The organism is Streptomyces sp. NBC_00885, assembly GCF_045207475.1.
Taxonomy (GTDB): Bacteria; Actinomycetota; Actinomycetes; order Streptomycetales; family Streptomycetaceae; genus Streptomyces.
On the sequence record NZ_CP108796.1, the window covers coordinates 7,535,598 to 7,554,079 of the forward strand.

General features: G+C 70.0%; 16 protein-coding genes. 5 read left to right on the forward strand and 11 right to left on the reverse strand.

Features of this window, described 5'->3' with window-relative positions:
* Positions 1-98: 98 nt before the first annotated feature.
* Together OHA61_RS34405 and OHA61_RS34410 are read right to left on the reverse strand one after the other, a co-directional pair.
* Entirely contained in the window at positions 99-827 is a 729-nt protein-coding gene (locus tag OHA61_RS34405; RefSeq protein ID WP_406306303.1) for a type 1 glutamine amidotransferase, read from the reverse strand.
* 30 nt (positions 828-857) lie between these two features.
* On the reverse strand, positions 858-2,096 hold the full coding sequence (locus OHA61_RS34410; RefSeq protein WP_266488203.1) for a MurT ligase domain-containing protein: 1,239 nt from the start codon (positions 2,094-2,096) through the stop codon (positions 858-860).
* 115 nt (positions 2,097-2,211) lie between these two features.
* On the opposite strand from OHA61_RS34410, the gene def reads away from it, so the two are divergent.
* Complete coding sequence (gene def, locus OHA61_RS34415) at positions 2,212-2,748, forward strand: peptide deformylase (protein ID WP_406306304.1); 537 nt, start codon at positions 2,212-2,214, stop codon at positions 2,746-2,748.
* Between the two features lie 114 nt (positions 2,749-2,862).
* Here the strand turns inward: def and OHA61_RS34420 are convergent, their stop codons facing one another.
* Complete coding sequence (locus OHA61_RS34420) at positions 2,863-3,522, reverse strand: TetR family transcriptional regulator (protein WP_324988715.1); 660 nt, start codon at positions 3,520-3,522, stop codon at positions 2,863-2,865.
* Positions 3,523-3,707: 185 nt separating this feature from the next.
* Here OHA61_RS34420 and OHA61_RS34425 point away from each other — a divergent pair, with 185 nt between their 5' ends.
* Positions 3,708-4,934: an acyl-CoA dehydrogenase family protein gene (locus OHA61_RS34425; RefSeq protein ID WP_406306305.1), complete on the forward strand. Its 1,227-nt coding sequence runs from the start codon at positions 3,708-3,710 to the stop codon at positions 4,932-4,934.
* Positions 4,935-4,989: 55 nt separating this feature from the next.
* Here OHA61_RS34425 and OHA61_RS34430 read toward each other — a convergent pair whose 3' ends face one another.
* The 3 genes from OHA61_RS34430 to OHA61_RS34440 are packed head-to-tail and all read right to left on the reverse strand — an operon-like array spanning position 4,990 to position 8,935.
* A complete protein-coding gene (locus tag OHA61_RS34430) occupies positions 4,990-5,478 on the reverse strand; it encodes a glutathione peroxidase (protein ID WP_406306306.1) in 489 nt (162 codons plus the stop codon).
* A gap of 30 nt (positions 5,479-5,508) precedes the next feature.
* Entirely contained in the window at positions 5,509-6,384 is an 876-nt protein-coding gene (locus OHA61_RS34435; protein WP_406306307.1) for an acyl-CoA thioesterase, read from the reverse strand.
* A 37-nt stretch (positions 6,385-6,421) separates the two neighbouring features.
* Positions 6,422-8,935, reverse strand: coding sequence for a DUF3516 domain-containing protein (locus tag OHA61_RS34440; protein ID WP_361906314.1), 2,514 nt, complete (start codon positions 8,933-8,935; stop codon positions 6,422-6,424).
* Positions 8,936-9,055: 120 nt separating this feature from the next.
* Here OHA61_RS34440 and OHA61_RS34445 point away from each other — a divergent pair, with 120 nt between their 5' ends.
* Positions 9,056-9,847, forward strand: a complete 792-nt coding sequence (locus tag OHA61_RS34445) for a metal-dependent hydrolase (protein ID WP_324988725.1) — start codon at positions 9,056-9,058, stop codon at positions 9,845-9,847.
* A 173-nt stretch (positions 9,848-10,020) separates the two neighbouring features.
* Here the strand turns inward: OHA61_RS34445 and OHA61_RS34450 are convergent, their stop codons facing one another.
* The 3 genes from OHA61_RS34450 to OHA61_RS34460 form a co-directional block, all read right to left on the reverse strand.
* Entirely contained in the window at positions 10,021-11,103 is a 1,083-nt protein-coding gene (locus OHA61_RS34450; protein ID WP_406307235.1) for an IS630 family transposase, read from the reverse strand.
* Between the two features lie 139 nt (positions 11,104-11,242).
* Positions 11,243-11,893 carry a hypothetical protein gene (locus tag OHA61_RS34455; RefSeq protein ID WP_361906316.1) on the reverse strand — a complete coding sequence of 217 codons (651 nt, stop codon included), beginning with the start codon at positions 11,891-11,893 and terminating at the stop codon, positions 11,243-11,245.
* Entirely contained in the window at positions 11,886-12,464 is a 579-nt protein-coding gene (locus OHA61_RS34460) for an RNA polymerase sigma factor (RefSeq protein ID WP_406306308.1), read from the reverse strand. Before OHA61_RS34460 ends, OHA61_RS34455 begins: the two co-directional genes overlap by 8 nt.
* 102 nt (positions 12,465-12,566) lie before the next feature.
* Here OHA61_RS34460 and OHA61_RS34465 point away from each other — a divergent pair, with 102 nt between their 5' ends.
* Complete coding sequence (locus OHA61_RS34465; RefSeq protein WP_406306309.1) at positions 12,567-13,082, forward strand: hypothetical protein; 516 nt, start codon at positions 12,567-12,569, stop codon at positions 13,080-13,082.
* 14 nt (positions 13,083-13,096) lie between these two features.
* On the opposite strand, the gene OHA61_RS34470 is transcribed toward OHA61_RS34465, so the two are convergent.
* Together OHA61_RS34470 and OHA61_RS34475 are read right to left on the reverse strand one after the other, a co-directional pair.
* A complete protein-coding gene (locus OHA61_RS34470; protein ID WP_406306310.1) occupies positions 13,097-14,878 on the reverse strand; it encodes an ABC transporter ATP-binding protein in 1,782 nt (593 codons plus the stop codon).
* Positions 14,875-16,704, reverse strand: coding sequence for an ABC transporter transmembrane domain-containing protein (locus OHA61_RS34475; RefSeq protein ID WP_406307578.1), 1,830 nt, complete (start codon positions 16,702-16,704; stop codon positions 14,875-14,877). The genes OHA61_RS34470 and OHA61_RS34475 overlap by 4 nt, the downstream gene beginning before the upstream one ends.
* Before the next feature lie 157 nt (positions 16,705-16,861).
* Here OHA61_RS34475 and OHA61_RS34480 point away from each other — a divergent pair, with 157 nt between their 5' ends.
* Complete coding sequence (locus OHA61_RS34480) at positions 16,862-18,454, forward strand: peptide-N4-asparagine amidase (protein ID WP_406306311.1); 1,593 nt, start codon at positions 16,862-16,864, stop codon at positions 18,452-18,454.
* The last annotated feature ends 28 nt before the right edge of the window (positions 18,455-18,482 follow it).

An 18,482-nucleotide genomic window follows, 5' to 3' on the forward strand; every position in this document is an offset into this window, starting at 1 on the left:
CGCCACCCTACCGGCGCCGGGTGACGGGACCGAACCGGATGTCCGACTGATGGACGTCAGCTTTCCGTCAGCCGGGCTGTCAGTCGGGCAGCCGCTTGTCAGGCGGGCTGGGTCGCGGAGGCGAAGCGCTCGGCGCGCAGCGCCTCGTACCACCGGTCGTCCGTCGGCGGCAGCGCGTTCACATCGAGGGCCAGCTTGAGCAGCAGATCCGCGATCTGCGGATTGCGCGCCATCACGGGGCCGTGCATGTACGTGCCGAAGACGGTCTCGTTGTACGCGCCCTCGGTGCCGTCGCCGGTGCCGTTGCCGCGGCCCAGGATGGTGCGGGCGAACGGGCGGGCGGAGGGGCCGAGGTGCGTGATGCCCTGGTGGTTCTCGAAGCCGGTCAGCTGCGGGAGGCCCAACTGCGGGTCGATGTCGGCCAGTACGTCACCGACGCACCGTTCGCCCTCGCCGCGCGTGGAGATCACATCGATCAGGCCCAGGCCCGCCTCGCGCTCGCCGAGGTCGTTGATGAACTCGTGGCCCAGGATCTGGTAGCCCGCGCAGACCGAGAAGATGATCGCGCCGTTGGACGCGGCCCGGCTCAGCCCGCCGTCGCGGCGCAACCGCTCGGCCGCGAGCCGCTGCGGCCGGTCCTCGCCGCCGCCGATGAGATAGATGTCGCCGGAGGTGGGGACCGGCTGGTCGCTGCGTACGTCGATGCGCATCACATCCAGGCCACGCTGCCGGGCCCGGCGCTCGACGACCAGCGCGTTGCCCTGGTCGCCGTAGGTGCTGAGCAGGTCCGGGTAGACCCAGACCAGACGCAGGCTGTTGTCGCTCATGCTCATAAGTCCTTTTCCGGGGTCCGCGGGTCAGTTGCCGACGCGGCGGCGCACGTCCTGGAAGGCGGTGTAGTTGGCGATCAGCTCGATCCGGCCGGGCGGGGAGAGCTGCACCGCCTCGTCGACGCTCTCGCACACCCGGAAGTCCAGGCCCGCGACTTCGAGCCGTACGGCCAGGTCCAGCCGGCGGTCGCCGATCACGAAGATCGGGTGACCCGCGAGGCGGGTGTAGTCGACGTCCCAGAGCCAGGAGGTGTCCGTGCCGTCGGCGCCGCGGGCGTTGACCGAGAGGATGACCGGGGTCGGCGGCGGGTCGATCAGGGAAAACGTTTCGAGCCAGCCTGCCGGGTTCTTCGCCAGCAGCAGACGCAGATCGCGGCCGAGGAAGGAGACGACGTCATAGCGTCCCGCGACGGCCTGCACGGAGTACATCCGCTCCAGGGCGACCTGCGGCGGCACGCCGAAGCAGGCGGCGACCGCGGCCGAGGTAGCGGCGTTCGCCTTGTTCGCGCGGCCGGGCAACTGGAGGTGGATCGGCCAGGCCGAGCCGTGCGGGTCGAGGACATGGTCGCCGCTGAGCACCCAGCTGGGGGCGGGACGGCGGAAGCCGCACTCGCCGCAGAACCAGTCGTCGCCGGGGCGCTGCATCACACCGCCGCAGGACGGGCACGACCAGGCGTCGTCCTTCCACTCCTGGCCGGCGGCCACCCACACGACGTTGGGCGAGGAGGAGGCGGCCCACACGATCAGCGGGTCGTCGGCGTTGGCGATGACCATGGCCTTCGTACCGGCCAGACCCTCACGCCACTTCTCGGCCAGCATCCGGGTCTCGGCAGCGCGGTCCAGTTGGTCGCGCGACAGATTGAGCAGCGCGATCGCCTTGGGCGTCACATCACGGGCCACGCCCGCGAGGTACTTCTCGTCGACCTCGATCACGCCGAACTTGGCGTCGGAGCCACCGGCCAGCGCCGAGGTGATGCCCGCGGGCATATTGGCGCCGAGCGCGTTGGAGACGACCGGTCCGCTGGCCCGCAGTGCCTCGGCGATCAACCGGGTCGTCGTGGTCTTGCCGTTGGTCGCCGACACGAGGACGACGTCCAGGTGCTGCGCCAGCCGCCCCAGCAGATCGGGGTCGAGCTTGAGCGCGACCCGGCCGCCGATCACCGATCCGCTGCCGCGTCCGGCGGCGCGCGACACCGCCGCAGCGGCCTTGCCTGCCGTCACGGCCAGCTTGGCGCGCGGCGTCAGGGGCTCCGAGTTGCCTGACATCGTCCTTGATCCTCCTTGCATCGGTCCGGCCCAGCCTATCGAGGTCCGGCCAGGCGCCCGTACGGCGGCACCGCCGGAGAATGCGGAGGTCATCGAGGACCGTACCCTTACGGCCATGCGAAACCGGCCCATCCCCGGCAGTTCTGGACTCGTGAAGGCCATGAGCCTGCTCGGGGATCCGCTGCTGCACGCCCCCTGTGAGCCCGTCACCGACTTCTCGCCCGCGCTGAAGCAGCTGGTCGAGGACATGTTCGCGACGATGTACGCGGCGCAGGGCGTGGGCCTCGCCGCGAACCAGGTGGGCGTCCCGCTGCGGGTGTTCGTCTACGACTGCCCCGACGACGAGGACGTCCGCCATCTCGGACACATCGTCAACCCGCGTCTGGTCGAGGCGGACGGGGTGACCGTGCGCGGACCGGAGGGCTGTCTCTCGCTGCCCGGCCTCGAAGCCGGGACGGAGCGCTTCGACCACGCGGTGGTGGAGGGCGTGACGGTGGACGGGGAGCCGGTGCGGGTGGCGGGCACCGGGTTCTTCGCGCGGTGCCTGCAGCACGAGTGCGACCACTTGGAGGGGCTGGTCTACACGGACCGGTTGGCGGGGTGGCGCCGGGCGAGGGTGCTGCGGGCGGCGCGGCGGGCGCAGTGGGGGTAGGCGCGGCGGCTGCGCCTTAACTGGGGCTCCGCCCCGGACCCCGCGCCTCAATCGCCGGCGGGGCTGAAATGTGCGGCGGGGCCGGACATACAGCACCCCGCCGCAGGCGCCCCGTCAGAACCCCGGACTCCCCGCGCGGTCCGCCGCCGCGGCCAGCCGGCCCCAGAGCAGGTCCGCCAGGCAGCGCACCAACTCCGCGCGGGAACAGGGGCGTTCACCCAGCCACCAGTCCCCGGCCGCGTGCATCATGCCGACGATGCCGTGGCCCCACACCCGGGCCAGCTGTTCGCTGCCCGGACCGAGGTCGACCCGGTCGTGGATGACCTTCGCCAGCTCCTCGCCGAGCCGGCGCAGCAGCGGTGCCGAGTGGCGGCCGACGTCGAAGGCACCGTCCGAACTCGCGTCCGCGGGCTGGTGGTCCTCGGACGGATGCATCAGGAAGCGGTAGACCTGCGGCCGTGCCTCGATCGCCGCGAGATATGTGTCGAGCGTGGCCTCGACCCGCTCGCGCCGGTCGGCCGGGGCGTCGACGGCGGCCCGCAGCGCGTCGAGCAGCGCATCCGTGTGACGCTTGGCGAGGGCCCGGTACAGACCGCCCTTGTCGCCGAAGTGCCGGTACAGAATGGGCTTGGTGATGCCCGCTTCTGCGGCGATGGCGTTCATCGACGCATGCGGCCCGTCCCGGAGCACCACCCGGTCGGCCGCCTCCAGCAGCTCCCGGCGCCGCTGGTCGGCAGTCCGCTGCTGGCCCGCCGCCTGCTGTGTGGTCTCCATAGGTGTTTCTCCCCGCCCGAGCGATTGCGCGACGCCTGGGATTGCGCGGCGCCTGCGCAACGTAACACCATGCCTGACCGTCCAGTGGATCGGCCCGTCGCCGGTTGACAGGGGCTACTTGCCGGTAACAGACTCTTGTTACCGCAAGTAACAAGCAAAGCGTCACCGCAGTACTGGAGGGGAACATGGCCGAGTTCACGTTCGAGCTCAACGACGACCAGAAGCAGGTCCGCGACTGGCTGAACGGGTTCGCCAAGGACGTGATGCGCCCGGCCGCCGCAGAGTGGGACGAGCGTGAGGAGACCCCCTGGCCGGTGATCCAGGAGGCGGCCAAGGTCGGAATCTACTCCCTCGACTTCTACGCCCAGCAGTTCTTCGACCCCACCGGCCTCGGCGTCCCCGTGGCGATGGAGGAGCTCTTCTGGGGTGACGCGGGCATCGGTCTGTCCATCGTCGGCACGGGACTCGCGGCCGTCGGTGTCCTCGCCAATGGCACCCAGGAGCAGATCGGCACCTGGATCCCGCAGATGTACGGCGACGTCGACGATCTGAAGCTCGCGGCCTTCTGCTCCTCCGAGCCCGACGCCGGCTCCGATGTCGGGTCCATGCGTACCCGCGCCGTCTACGACGAGGCCACGGACGAATGGGTGCTCAACGGCACCAAGACGTGGGCCACCAACGGCGGCATCGCCAACGTCCATGTCGTCGTCGCCGTCGTCGACCCCGAGATCGGCTCCAAGGGCCACGCCTCCTTCATCGTCCCGCCGCGCACACCCGGCCTCTCGCAGGGCCAGAAGTTCAAGAAGCACGGCATCCGCGCCTCCCACACCGCGGAGGTGGTCCTGGAGGACGTCCGCGTCCCCGGCCACTGCCTGCTCGGCGGCAAGGAGAAGCTGGACGAGCGTCTGGCCCGGGCACGCGAGAGCGTGAAGAAGGGTGGCGAGCGCGTGAAGAACGCGGCGATGGCCACCTTCGAGGCGTCCCGCCCGGCGGTCGGCGCGATGGCGGTCGGCACCGCGCGTGCCGCGTACGAGGTCGCGCTCGACTACGCCATGACCCGCAGCCAGTTCGGCCGCCCGATCATCGACAACCAGGGCATCGCCTTCCAACTGGCCGACATGCGCACCCAGATCGACGCCGCACGGCTGCTGGTGTGGCGCGCCTCGTGGATGGCGGCGGCGGGCAAGCCCTTCGAGTCGGCCGAGGGCTCGATGTCGAAGCTGTTCGCCTCCGAGACCGCGAAGAAGGTCACGGCCCAGGCCATCCAGATCCTGGGCGGTAACGGCTTCACCCGGGAATACCCCGTGGAGCGCATGCACCGCGACGCCGCGATCTACACGATCTTCGAGGGCACCAGCGAGATCCAGCGCCTGGTGATCGCCCGCACGCTGTCGGGCATGCCGATCCGTTAGGTCCGTCGACAAGCGCCGGACGGGCTCGACCGAGCCCGTCCGGCGCTTGACTGCGTTATGCGGAGAGCAGCGCCTCGATCGCGGCCATGACCGCCGGGTCCTCCGGCTCCGTGCGCGGGCGGATACGGGAGACGACCTGGCCGTCCTTGCCGATCAGGAACTTCTCGAAGTTCCACTGGACGTCCCCGGCCTCGCCCTCCGCGTCCGCGACCTTCGTCAGCTCCGCGTAGAGCGGGTGCCGGCCGTCCCCGTTCACATCCGTCTTCTCCAGCATGGGGAAGGTCACGCCGTACGTCGCCGAGCAGAAGGACTCGATCTCCTCCGCGCTGCCCGGCTCCTGGCCCGCGAACTGGTTGCACGGCACGCCGACGACGCTGAAGCCCTGCTCGCCGTACTGCTTCTGCAGCCGCTCCAGACCGGCGTACTGCGGGGTCAGACCGCACTTGGAGGCCACGTTCACCAGCAGGACGGCCTTGCCCTCGTAGTCGGCCAGGGACGTAGGCTCGCCGTTGAGCGTGCGCAGCGGGATGTCGTACAGGGTCATGGAAATCTCCTCATGGGCAGCAATCGACGTTCATTGTGAACCCCACGGACGGAAGAGACCTTCCTGCACGACCGAAACCAGCAGATTGCCGGCCAGGTCGTAGATACGGCCGCGGGCCAGCCCGCGGCCGCCCGTGGCGATCGGGGACTCCTGGTCGTAGAGGAACCACTCGTCCGCGCGGAAGGGCCGGTGGAACCACATCGCGTGGTCGAGCGAGGCCATGTCGAAGCCGCGCCTGCCCCACAGCGGCTCCACCGGGATACGGACCGCGTCGAGCAGCGTCATGTCGCTCGCGTAGGTGAGCGCGCAGGTGTGCACCAGCGGGTCGTCGCCCAGAGGGCCGACCGCGCGCATCCACACCGCACTGCGCGGGTCCGCCTCCTTGAGCTCCTCCGGCGTCCAGCGCAGCCGGTCGACATAGCGGATGTCGAAGGGCTGGCGCCGCTCCATCCGCTCCAGCGCCTCGGGCAGCGCACCCAGGTGCTCACGGATCTCCGTGGCGACCGTCGGGAGCGTCTCGGGGTCCGGGAACTCCAGCCGCGGCGGCAGCTGGTGCTCGATGCTGCCCGTCTCCGGCCGGTGGAAGGAGGCGGTCAGATTGAAGATCGTCCTGCCCTGCTGGATCGCGGTGACCCGGCGGGTGGTGAAGGAGCGGCCGTCCCTGACCCGTTCGACCTGATAGACGATCGGCACACCGGGGATGCCCGGCCGCAGGAAGTACGCGTGCAGCGAGTGGACCGGCCGCTCGCCGTCGGTGGTGCGGCCGGCCGCGACCAGCGCCTGGCCCGCCACCTGGCCGCCGAAGACCCGTTGCAGGGATTCGTTCGGGCTGAGTCCGCGGAAGATGTTGACCTCGATCTGCTCCAGGTCGAGCAGATCGACCAGGCGCTCGGCCGGGTTCGTCATCGGGTTTCTCCTGTGTTCCCAGGGGGCGGGGCAGGTGTCAGAGCTGGCCGACGGACGTGACGCGCACGACCGCCCGGCCTTCCTCGTCGGAGGCCGCCAGATCGACCTCCGCGCTGATACCCCAGTCATGGTCGCCGTTCGGGTCGGCGAAGATCTGCCGGACGCGCCACAGCCCGTGCTCGGCGTCCTCCTCGATCAGCAGCAGCTTGGGCCCGCGGGCGTCGGGCCCGGTGCCCAGCTCCTCGTACTCGTCCCAGTACGCGTCCATCGCCTCGCCCCAGGCGTCCTCGTCCCAGCCGGACTCGGCGTCCAGCTCTCCGAGGTCGTCGACCCGGTCGAGCGCGGCGAGCTCCACCCGGCGGAACATCGCGTTGCGCACCAGCACCCGGAAGGCGCGTGCGTTCGCGGTGACCGGCTTGACCTGATCGGCCTTCTCCTGGGCCTGCTCGGCGGTCTCGATCTCCGGGTTGGCGAGCTGCTCCCACTCGTCGAGCAGGCTGGAGTCGACCTGCCGCACCATCTCGCCGAGCCAGGCGATCAGGTCTTCGAGGTCCTCGGTCTTGAGGTCGTCGGGGATGGTGTGGTCGAGCGCCTTGTACGCGCTCGCGAGATAGCGCAGCACGATGCCCTCGGTGCGCGCCAGCTCGTACCAGGACGTGAACTCCGTGAAGGTCAGGGCCCGTTCGTACATGTCACGGATGACGGACTTCGGCGAGACCGGGTGGTCACCGACCCACGGGTGCGACTTCTTGTAGACGTTGTACGCGTGCCAGAGCAGCTCTTCCAGCGGCTTGGGGTACGAGATGTCCTGGAGCCGCTCCATGCGCTCCTCGTACTCGATGCCGTCCGCCTTCATCTGGCCGACCGCCTCGCCGCGCGCCTTGTTCTGCATGGCGGCGAGGATCTGGCGAGGGTCGTCGAGCGTCGACTCGACGACGGAGACCATGTCCAGGGCGTAGGAGGGGGACTCCGGGTCGAGCAGGTCGAAGGCGGCCAGCGCGAAGGTCGACAGCGGCTGGTTCAGTGCGAAGTCCTGCTGGAGGTCGACGGTGAGCCGGATGGTGCGGCCCTCGGCGTCGGGCTTGTCCAACTGCTCCACCACTCCGCCGTCGAGCAGCGAGCGGTAGATGGCGATGGCCCTGCGGATGTGACGCAGCTGCGCCTTGCGCGGCTCGTGATTGTCCTCGAGCAGGTGGCGCATCGCCTTGAAGGCGTTCCCTGGCCGGGCGATCACCGAGAGCAGCATGATGTTGGTGACCCGGAAGCGGGAGGTCAGCGGCTCCGGCTCGGAGGCGATCAGCTTCTCGAACGTGGTGTCCGACCAGGCGACGAAACCCTCCGGGGCCTTCTTCCTGACCACCTTGCGGCGCTTCTTGGGATCGTCGCCGGCCTTCGCGAGCGCCTTCTCGTTCTCGATGACGTGCTCGGGAGCCTGGGCGACCACGAAACCGGCGGTGTCGAAGCCCGCCCGCCCGGCGCGGCCGGCGATCTGATGGAACTCGCGGGCGCGAAGGGTCCGTACCCGATTGCCGTCGTACTTGGTGAGCGCGGTGAACAGCACCGTGCGGATGGGGACGTTGACACCCACCCCGAGAGTGTCGGTACCGCAGATGACCTTCAACAAGCCCGCCTGCGCGAGCTTTTCGACCAGACGCCGGTACTTGGGCAGCATGCCCGCGTGGTGCACACCGATGCCATGGCGTACGTAACGGGACAGGTTCTGCCCGAACTTGGTGGTGAAGCGGAAACTGCCGATCAGATCGGCGATCTTGTCCTTCTCCTCGCGCGTGCACATGTTGATGCTCATCAGCGACTGCGCCCGCTCGACCGCCTGGGCCTGCGTGAAGTGCACGATGTAGACCGGCGACTGCCGGGTTTCGAGGAGCTCGGTCAGCGTCTCGGTGATGGGCGTCGTGACGTACTCGTACGAGAGCGGCACGGGCCGGGTCGCGGACCGCACCACGGCGGTCTCGCGTCCGGTGCGGCGCGTCAGATCCTTCTCGAACATGGAGACGTCGCCGAGGGTCGCCGACATCAGGATGAACTGCGCCTGCGGCAGCTCCAGAAGCGGGATCTGCCAGGCCCAGCCGCGGTCGGGCTCGGCGTAGAAATGGAACTCGTCCATCACGACCTGGCCGATATCGGCGTGTTTGCCGTCGCGCAGGGCGATGGAGGCCAGCACCTCTGCGGTGCAGCAGATGACCGGGGCGTCCGCGTTGACGGACGCGTCTCCCGTCAGCATTCCGACGTTCTCCGTGCCGAAGAGCTTGCACAGGTCGAAGAACTTCTCGGAGACCAGCGCCTTGATCGGCGCGGTGTAGAAGGTCACCTGGTCATGGGCGAGAGCGGCGAAGTGCGCGCCCGCCGCAACAAGGCTCTTTCCGGAGCCGGTGGGGGTCGAAAGGATCACATTCGCCCCGGAAACCACCTCGATCAGCGCCTCCTCCTGAGCCGGATAGAGCGTGATGCCCTGGCCTTCGGCCCATGAGGAGAAGGCTTCGAAGAGGACATCGGGATCGGTATCCGGCGGCAGCTGATCGATAAGGGTCACGCCCCCATCTTGCCTGCCTTCACCCCGGATCAGGGAACCGGACGTCGGCGGCAAGATCGCGGGCGATACTCTGCCCTGTCAACTGGGCTTCACCACAAGAACAATGGGGCGGGAACGCACATGATGGGACCGGCGCACTCACTGTCCGGGGCGGCTGCCTGGCTGGGGGTGGGTGCGGCGACAGCCGCCGCCGGCCATCCGATGCCGTGGCCGGTCCTCGTCGTCGGAGCGCTGATCTGCGCCGGCGCGGCGCTGGCGCCGGACCTCGACCACCAGGCGGCGACGATCTCGCGCGCCTTCGGGCCCATATCGCGCGGACTGTGCGAGGTCGTCGACAAGCTGTCGTACGCGGTCTACAAAGCGACAAAGAAGCAGGGCGACAAGCGCAGGACCGGCGGCCATCGCACGCTCACCCACACCTGGCTGTGGGCCGTCATGATCGGCGCGGGCACCTCGGCGCTGGCCATCTTCGGAGGCCGGTGGGCGGTCCTCGCGATCCTGTTCATCCATCTGGTGCTCGCGGTGGAGGGCCTGCTGTGGCGGGCGGCGCGGGTCTCCAGCGACATACTGGTCTGGCTGCTCGGCGCCACGAGCGCATGGATCCTGGCGGGAGTGCTCGACAAGCCGGGCAATGGCGCGGACTGGCTGTTCACGGCCCCCGGCCAGGAATACCTGTGGCTGGGCCTGCCGATCGTGCTGGGCGCGCTCGTGCACGACATCGGCGACGCGCTGACGGTCTCGGGGTGCCCGATCCTGTGGCCCATCCCGGTCGGCCGCAAGCGCTGGTACCCGCTGGGCCCGCCGAAGGCGATGCGGTTCCGGGCCGGGAGCTGGGTCGAGCTGAAGGTGCTGATGCCGGTGTTCATGCTGCTCGGCGGAGTGGGCGGAGCGGCGGCGCTGGGGTACATCTAGGCCGTGTTTTAGAACTCCCGCCTGGCCCGCGACGCCTGGCACGCACACTCGCTGCGTTGTCGGAGTCATCCAAGTACGTCCAGTACGAGGATGATCCTCCGCCTTGCGATTGCACGCACCAGACGCCGCGAGCCCCGCCCTACGGGCGGACGGCGCTAGTTCTAAAACACGGCCTAGTCTTCTGAGTCGGGAATTCTGTTCAGATATGAGGCGAGGCGTTCGAGGATCTCGTCTGCGGTCTTCGTCCAGACGTAGGGCTTCGGGTCGGTGTTCCAGGCGGCGATCCAGTTGCGGATGTCCTTCTCCAGGGCCGGGACGGACTTGTGGACGCCTCGCCGTATCTGCTTGTTGGTGAGTTCGGCGAACCACCGCTCGACGAGGTTCAGCCAGGACGATCCTGTGGGTGTGAAGTGCAGGTGGAAGCGGGGGTGGGCCAGCAGCCATTTCTTGATGGCGGGCGTCTTGTGGGTGGCGTAGTTGTCGCAGACGAGGTGGACGTCCAGGCCGGCTGGCACCTCTTTGTCGAGCTTGGTCAGGAACTTCCTGAACTCCTCGGCCCGGTGCCGGCGGTGCAGGGAGCCGATTACCTTGCCGGTGGCGACCTCGAGAGCGGCAAAGAGTGTGGTGGTACCGGCGCGGACGTAGTCGTGGGTGGCCCGCTCGGGAACCCCGGGCATCATCGGCAGCACGGGCTGGGACCGGTCCAGGGCCTGGATCTGCGACTTCTCGTCCACGCAGAACACCAGAGCCCGTTCGGGCGGGTCCAGGTAGAGACCGACGACATCGTGGACCTTGTCGACGAAGTACGGATCGGTCGACAGCTTGAAGGTCTCCGACCGGTGCGGCTGCAGGCCGAAGGCCCGCCAGATCCGGGACACCGACGACTGCGAAAGGCCCATCTCTTTCGCCATGGCCCGTGTCGACCAGTGCGTCGCGTTCTTCGGAGTGGATTCCAGCGTCTTGGTGACCACCGCGGCCACCTGCTCGTCGGTCACCGTCCTGGGACCACCCGGACGTGGCATGTCACCCAGACCGGCGATCCGGTACTGCACGAACCGGGCACGCCACCGCCCCACCGCATGAGGCGTGGAACCGAGTTGGGCCGCCACGTCCTTGTTCGAGGCACCCGCGGCGCAGGCCAGAATGATCCGACACCGCAGTGCCCACGCCTGCGGCGTGGAACGACGCCGCACCCACCCCTCCAGCGCGGCCCGTTCCTCATCCGACAGCATCAACTCGGCCTTCGGCCGCCCCATCCCCGCCATAGAGCAAGCCTACACATCTGAACAGAATTCCTGACTCAGAAGACTAGGTCCCGTCCGGCCGATCGTGCCGGGCTCGAGGGGCGCTGACAGTCGGGACAGGCGGGCCTGCGCCTCGGGTCAGCCGTCACAGTCACAGGTCGGCCGTCGACCAGACGCTGCCGTCGTCGGCGACCAGCTCCACGCGGTCGATGGTGCTCGCCGTGCCGTACGCGATCCACGTCGCGCGACCGGATGCGGGCACCCACCAGGCGCCCGCGTCGCGGACCGTGCCGTCCTTCAGCACCAGTCGGCACGAGTAGTGCCTGCCCGGAGGGGCGTCGGAGATCTGCATGACGACGACCCGCTCGTCCCCGGCCTTGCTCGGCTCGATCGTGCCGACCGTGGACCCGGTGCGGCTCACGAGCCGTGCCCCGTTCTCGCTGAGCGCGACGCTCGCCGGGGCCTGGTCGACGACCGTCGCGGTCACGGCCGAGCCGATGCCGATCCCGACGGCCGCCGCTGCCGCGGCGACCAGCACAGGGATCCGGCGCGACCGGCGCCGCGCGGGGCTCGCGGTGCGCTTCACATCGAGCCGCTCGAGGACCCTGGCGTCGAAGCCCGCTGGGGGAGCGACGGTTGGCGCCGCGGGCAGCACGGCGTCCACGGCACCCGAGATCTCGTCGTAGGCCGTCCGGCACGCCTGGCAGGCGCGCAGATGCTCCAGCATCGCCGCCTGCCCGTCCGGAAGATCGCCGAGCGCGAGGGCGACCAGCTGTTCCTCGCCGAGGTGGCTCTCAGTCACGGCTCTCCTCCTTCAGCGCGTCACGCAGCCTGCGCAGACCGGTGCGGATACGGGTCTTGGCGGTGCCGAGCGGAATGTTCTCGTGCCGCCCGACCTCGGCGGCGGTGCACCCGCCGATGACGGCGAGCACGACGGCCCGCGCCTGCTCGGCGGGCAGCGTACGCAGGCGTGCCGCGGCGCGTCTGCTTTCGACGGCGAGGAGAGCCAGTTGCTCCGGGCCCTCGGCCTGAAGCGTCGCACCGATCAACCGCTCCAGGGTGTCGGTCAGTACGGGAGTCGGCCGCCGGGTCCGCACCGCGTCGATCGCGGCGTTGCGCGTGATGGTCAGCAGCCAGGTCAGCACCGACGCACGGCGCGCGTCATAGCTGCCGGCGGCGCGCCACGCCCGTACGAACACCTCCTGACTGATGTCCTCGGCCAGGCCGGGTTCGCGGGTCACGGACAGCGCGAGACCGTACACAGCCCCCTGGAAGCGGCGGACGAACGCGGTCGATGCCGCCTCGTCGCCTATGCCGAGCCCGGCGAGGAGTGAGGCGTCGTCGGTCCGGTCCGCGCGCGAGAACAGCTCCACATCGCATAGATACGTCACCGCGCAGCGAAGGGATTGCACCGCCGCGCAATCCGTTGCCGCCGTCCCTGCGTACAACCGGGGTCAAGGAAGGGATGGCACACCATGAGCAGGAGCATCATCGCGGCAGTCGCGCTCGTCTTCACCGCTTCTCTCGGACTTGCGGCCTGCGGGGACGGGAGCGCGGGCGCCACCGGTACCAGCGGATCGAGCACCCAGGCCGCCGCCGTCAAGGACCCGTCCGCGGTCAAGATCGCCGACTCCCCGCTGGGAAAGATCCTCGTCGACGGCAAGGGCCGCACCCTCTATCTGTTCACCGCGGACGGCAAGAACATGAACTCGATGAAGTGCGACGCACAGTGCCTGAAGCTGTGGCCGCCGATGGAGGGCAAGCCCAAGGCCGGTGCCGGCGCCGACGCGAAGTTGATCAACACCACGGACCTGGCGGGGAAGACCCAGGCGACTTACGCCGGTCACCCGCTCTACTACTACGCGCCCGACAAGGCGGCCGGTGATGTGAAGGGCCAGGGCATCGACAAGGTCTGGTACGTCCTCGACGCGCACGGCAATGCGGTCAAGAAGGCACCCACCTCCCCCGACCAGGGCAACTACGGCTACTGACCCCGGTCACGCGCTCACCCGTGCCAGGACCGCCACAGCGCCGCATACGCCCCGTCCGCCGCCACCAGCGCGTCATGGCTGCCCAGCTCGCTGATCCGGCCCTCCTCCACCACCGCGATCACATCAGCGTCGTGTGCGGTGTGCAGGCGGTGGGCGATGGCCACCACCGTGCGGCCGTCCAGGACCCGCGACAGCGAGCGCTCCAGATGGCGGGCCGCCCGCGGGTCGAGCAGTGACGTCGCCTCGTCCAGGACCAGCGTGTGCGGGTCCGCGAGCACCAGTCGGGCCAGCGCGATCTGCTGGGCCTGGGCCGGGGTGAGCGCGAAGCCGCCCGAGCCGACCTCGGTGTCCAGGCCGTCGTCCAGTCCCCGTGACCAGGAGTCCGCGTCGACCGCGCCGAGTGCCGCCAGCAGCTCGGCGTCGGTCGCGTCGGTACGGGCCAGCAGCAGGTTGTCGCGCAGCGAGCCCACGAAGACGTGGTGCTCCTGGTTGACCAGGGCGACATGCTCGCGGACGCGCTCCGCGGGCATCCGGGACAGCTCGGCGGCGCCGAGCGTGATCTGTCCGGCCCGCGGGGCGTAGATGCCCGCGAGCAGGCGGCCCAGCGTCGACTTGCCCGCGCCGGACGGGCCGACGAGGGCGAGCCGGGTGCCCGGTGCGACCGCCAGGGACACCCGGTGCAGGACGTCCACGCCTTCGCGGTAGCCGAAGTGCACTTCGTCCGCCCGGACATCGCGGCCGTCCGGTACGACGCCCGCGTCGCCCGCGTCCGGCTCGATGTCGCGTACGCCGACGAGGCGCGCGATCGACACCTGGGCGACCTGGAGCTCGTCGTACCAGCGCAGGATCAGATTGACCGGGTCGACCAGCATCTGCGCGAGCAGGGCGCCCGTCGTCAACTGCCCGACGGTGATCCAGTCCTGGAGGACGAAGGCACCGCCGATCAGCAGCACGGAGCAGAGGATCGTCACATGCGTCACGTTGATGACGGGGAAGAGCACCGACCGCAGATAGAGCGTGTAGCGCTCCCAGGCGGTCCACTCCCGGATCCGCTGCTCGGACAGCGCCACCCTGCGTCCGCCGAGGCGGTGCGCCTCGACCGTCCGCCCGGCGTCGACGGTCTCGGCCAGCATCGCGGCCACCGCCGCATACCCGGCGGCCTCCGAGCGGTACGCCGAAGGCGCACGCCTGAAGTACCAGCGGCAGCCGATCACCAGCACAGGAACGGCGACGAGCACCGCGAGCGCCAGTGGCGGCGCGGTCACGGTGAGCGCGCCGATCAGCAGCGCGGCCCAGACCACGCCGATCGCCAGCTGCGGCACGGCTTCGCGCATGGCGTTGGCCAGCCGGTCGATGTCGGTGGTGATACGGGAGAGCAGGTCACCGGTGCCGGCCCGCTCCAGGACACCCGGCGGCAGTCCGACCGACCGCACGAGGAAGTCCTCGCGCAGGTCCGCCAGCATCTGTTCGCCGAGCATCGCGCCGCGCAGCCGCATCAGCCGTACGAACACGGTCTGGACGACCAGCGCGAGCGCGAACAGCGCGGCGGTGCGCTCCAGATGGAGATCCCGCGCGCCGTCCGCCAGGTCCTGGACGAGCCCGCCCAGCAGATAGGGACCGATCATCGAGGCGATCACCGCGACGGCGTTGACCGAGACCAGCAGACAGAAGGCTGTGCGGTGCCGCCGCAGCAGTTCGCGGACGTACGCCCGCACGGTCGCCGGTGTGCCGACGGGCAGGGTCGCCGCCGTCTCCGGGGCCGCCGGGTCGTACGCCGGTGGCGCCACGCCGATCATGCCGACTCCTCGATGTCTTGCAGTGCTTCCAGTTCTCTTCCGGCTGCTTCCAGTTCGCCGATGACGGTGATCCCGCCGAGCTGTTCCTCCTCGGTCTCGCGGGTGACCACCGCCCGGTATCCGGCGGTGGTGTGCAGCAGTTCGCGGTGCACACCGACCGCGGCCGCCTTGCCGTCGTGCACGAACACCACCTGGTCCGCGCGGTCCAGCAGCAGTGGTGAGGAGGCGAACACGACCGTGGTGCGGCCGGTCCGCAGCCGCTTGATGCCTTCGGCGATCCGTGCCTCCGTGTGCGAGTCCACGGCGGAGGTGGGCTCGTCGAGGACCAGCACCTCGGGGTCGGTGACCAGGGAGCGTGCCAGGGCGAGCCGCTGGCGCTGCCCGCCGGACAGCGACCGTCCGCGTTCGGTGATCCGTGTGCGCATCGGGTCGCCGTCGGTGTCGACGGCCGCCTGGGCGAGCGCGTCCAGCACATCGCCGCACTGGGCGGCCCGCAGGGCGTCCTCGGCGGAGACCATGCCGGAGGCGGGGACGTCGAGGAGCTCGCGCAGTGTGCCGGAGAGCAGCACCGGATCCTTGTCCTGTACGAGGACGGCGGCACGGGCCTCGTCCAGCGCCAGGTCGTCCAGCGGCACCCCGCCGAGCAGCACGGACGGCGCGCCTGCCACGTCGGCGGCCGGATGCCCGCCGAGCCGTTCGGCGAGCAGTCCCGCCGCGTCCGGGTCGCCGCAGACCACGGCCGTGAACCGGCTCGCGGGCGCAAGGACACCGGTGGCGGGGTCGTACAGATCGCCGCTCGGGCGCCCGTACTGAACGCCGGAGGGTTCGGTCGCCCGCCGCAGTGACAGCACTCGCGCGGCCCGTTTCGCGGAGGGCCGCGAGAAGGAGTACGCCATGGCGATCTCCTCGAAGTGCCGCAGCGGGTACATCAGCAGCGTCACCGCGCTGAAGGCGGTGACCAGTTCGCCGACCTCGATCCGGCCGTCCTGGGCGAGCCCGGCCCCGTACCGGACGACCGCGATCAGCAGCAGGCCCGGCAGCAGCACCTGGATGGCCGAGATCAGCGACCACATGCGGGCGCTGCGCACCGCCGCCCTGCGCACTTCCTGGGATGCCTGCCGGTAGCGGCCGAGGAACAGCTCCTCGCCGCCGATGCCGCGCAGCACCCGCAGTCCCGCGACGGTGTCCGCGGCCAGCTCGGTGGCCCTGCCCGCCTTCTCGCGCTGGATGTCGGCGCGCCGAGTGGCACGCGGAAGCAGCGGCAGCACGGCCAGCGCCAGCACGGGGACGCCGATCGCGACGACCACGCCCAGCGCCGGTACGTACAGGACGAGGCCGACGCAGACCAGAACCACCGTGATGGCGGCCGCGGCGAAGCGCGAGACCGCCTCGACGAACCAGCCGATCTTCTCCACGTCGCCCGTGGAGACCGCGACCACCTCGCCTGCCGCGACCCGGCGGGTCAGCGCCGCGCCCAGCTCGGCCGCCTTGCGTGCCAGCAGCTGCTGGACACGTGCCGCGGCGGTGATCCAGTTGGTGACGGCGGCGCGGTGCAGCATCGTGTCGCCGAAGGTGATCGCGACGCCGCACAGGACGATCAGCGCACCTGCGAGAGCGAGGGCGCTGCCGGAACGGTCCACGACCGCCTGCACGGCCCGGCCGACGCCCAGCGGCAGCCCGGCCACACCGCAGAAGTGCAGCAGGCCCCAGGCCAGTGCCTTGAATTGTCCGCCCAGCTGATTCCGCCCGAGCCAGAGCAGGAAACGCGGCCCGGACCTGGCATCGGCCACACCGGGGTCGGGATAGGGAAGATCGCGAATCTGCATGATGTCCCAGAGCTCGAAAGTGTGGCGGAAACCGTGCAAGGTTCGCCTTTCGGAGCACCTTCCCGCAATCGAATTTTGTGCGCGGCACACACAACGCGCCAAGGTCGAACACGTGGGTCTGGCGCCCGGCACCTGCCGCACGCTTCACTCCTGACGCATGAGACGACGACAGCTCATGTCCATGCTCGCCGGGCTCGCGCTGGCGGCCGGATCGCTGCTCGGCGCCGGGCCCGCCGCGGCGGCCGACGAGCCCCCTGCCGAGTTCGGATCCGACTGGCACGACCCGGTGACCGCCGCGCCCCCCGTCGCCCGCCCGGACACGAAGTCCTGCCATGTGACGCTCGCCGAGGCGCAGTTCCGCGATTTCACTCCGTACAAGGGGAGTTACGCGCCCCCGAAGGGCTGCGGCAAGAGCTGGAGCCGGGTGGTGCTGCGGCTGGACGGCAGCGTCAAGGGACGGCAGTACGACCGGCTCGGCTATCTCACCGTCGGCGGCGTGGAGATCCTTCGTACGTCCACCCCGCAGCCCTCGCCGGACGGTATCGCCTGGTCGGTCGAGAAGGACGTCACGCGCTACAGCGACACCCTGCGCAGCGCCCAGCCGGTCGAGATGCTCATTGGCAACGTGGTCAACGAGACCTACACGGGGGTACTCGACGTCAAGGTGACGCTGACCTTCTATGCGGCGGGCGGCACGGCGAAGGCGCCCGGCACGCCCGACAAGGTGCTTGCGCCGGCCGGCACTTCACTCACCACGCCGCGCAACTCCGAGCGGATCCTCGCCGAGGTGTACGCGACCGGGTCGGGCGGCGGCTGCGAGGAGTACTGGTATCTGACCGTCCCGGACTCCGCGCCGTACTCCTGCAAGGCCGCGGGCGGGCCGTATCGCGAGGTGCAGATCAAGGTCGACGGACAACTCGCCGGAATCGCGGCGCCGTTCCCGACGGTCTGGACGGGCGGCTGGTCCAACCCCTTTCTCTGGTACGTGATTCCGGGGCCGCGGGCCTTCGACATCAAGCCCATCCAGTACGACCTCACTCCCTTCGCCGCCCGGCTCAACGACGGCGTGCCGCACCGGATCGAGGTGTCCGTCGTCGGAGTCCCGCAGGGCCAGACCGGCTGGAGCACGCCCACCAATGTGCTGGTCTGGCAGGACGAGGGGAGCGCGGTGGTGACGGGCGCGCTGACCCGGCACGAGGAGTCCACGCCGGTCAACTCCGTGACGTACACGCCCGGTTCGGAGCACCGGCTCGACACCGAGGGCGATCATCGGCTCACCGTCGGGGGCCACCTCGACACCTCGCACGGACGGGTCACCACGACCGTCAGCCGCGCGCTCGCGAACACCTCCGTCCACCGCTGGACCGAGGGCGAGAACATGGACGCACTCAAGGGGACCTGGAGCGACGACGAGAGCGTCACCAGCGGCGGGCAGATCACGCGCAGCCATCGGACGTACACGATGGACGGTGTCACGACGCTCGGTGAGGGTGACCGGCTGCGTACGGTCCTCACCCTGGGGGACAAGGCCGACACCGTCGTCGCGCGGAGCGGGCGGCGCTTGGCGTGGTCGCGCCTCGACGATGCGTACACCGGCGATGCGACCTACACGGCCAATGTCCCGCGCGACCAGCGGCACGCGGTCGGCACGACCGCCGAGCGCTACCGGCTCCACGGCTCCGGCGGCTGCTACGACCGCGGCCTGCGCACGGTCCAGGGGGTGCTGACCGAAGACCGGCTGTACTGCTGAGTTGTGCCCAGCGGCTCGGACGGCGACG

Bases quoted from the DNA above. Each gene is read 5' to 3' on its own strand.
- OHA61_RS34425 (WP_406306305.1), top strand. From the start codon at position 3,708: ATGGCCGAGTTCACGTTCGAGCTCAACGACGACCAGAAGCAGGTCCGC.
- OHA61_RS34420 (WP_324988715.1), bottom strand. From the start codon at position 3,522: ATGGAGACCACACAGCAGGCGGCGGGCCAGCAGCGGACTGCCGACCAG.
- OHA61_RS34405 (WP_406306303.1), bottom strand. From the start codon at position 827: ATGAGCGACAACAGCCTGCGTCTGGTCTGGGTCTACCCGGACCTGCTC.
- OHA61_RS34465 (WP_406306309.1), top strand. From the start codon at position 12,567: ATGAGCAGGAGCATCATCGCGGCAGTCGCGCTCGTCTTCACCGCTTCT.
- OHA61_RS34450 (WP_406307235.1), bottom strand. From the start codon at position 11,103: ATGGGGCGGCCGAAGGCCGAGTTGATGCTGTCGGATGAGGAACGGGCC.
- OHA61_RS34410 (WP_266488203.1), bottom strand. From the start codon at position 2,096: ATGTCAGGCAACTCGGAGCCCCTGACGCCGCGCGCCAAGCTGGCCGTG.
- OHA61_RS34430 (WP_406306306.1), bottom strand. From the start codon at position 5,478: ATGACCCTGTACGACATCCCGCTGCGCACGCTCAACGGCGAGCCTACG.
- OHA61_RS34435 (WP_406306307.1), bottom strand. From the start codon at position 6,384: ATGACGAACCCGGCCGAGCGCCTGGTCGATCTGCTCGACCTGGAGCAG.
- OHA61_RS34470 (WP_406306310.1), bottom strand. From the start codon at position 14,878: ATGATCGGCGTGGCGCCACCGGCGTACGACCCGGCGGCCCCGGAGACG.
- def (WP_406306304.1), top strand. From the start codon at position 2,212: ATGCGAAACCGGCCCATCCCCGGCAGTTCTGGACTCGTGAAGGCCATG.
- OHA61_RS34475 (WP_406307578.1), bottom strand. From the start codon at position 16,704: ATGCAGATTCGCGATCTTCCCTATCCCGACCCCGGTGTGGCCGATGCC.
- OHA61_RS34445 (WP_324988725.1), top strand. From the start codon at position 9,056: ATGATGGGACCGGCGCACTCACTGTCCGGGGCGGCTGCCTGGCTGGGG.
- OHA61_RS34480 (WP_406306311.1), top strand. From the start codon at position 16,862: ATGAGACGACGACAGCTCATGTCCATGCTCGCCGGGCTCGCGCTGGCG.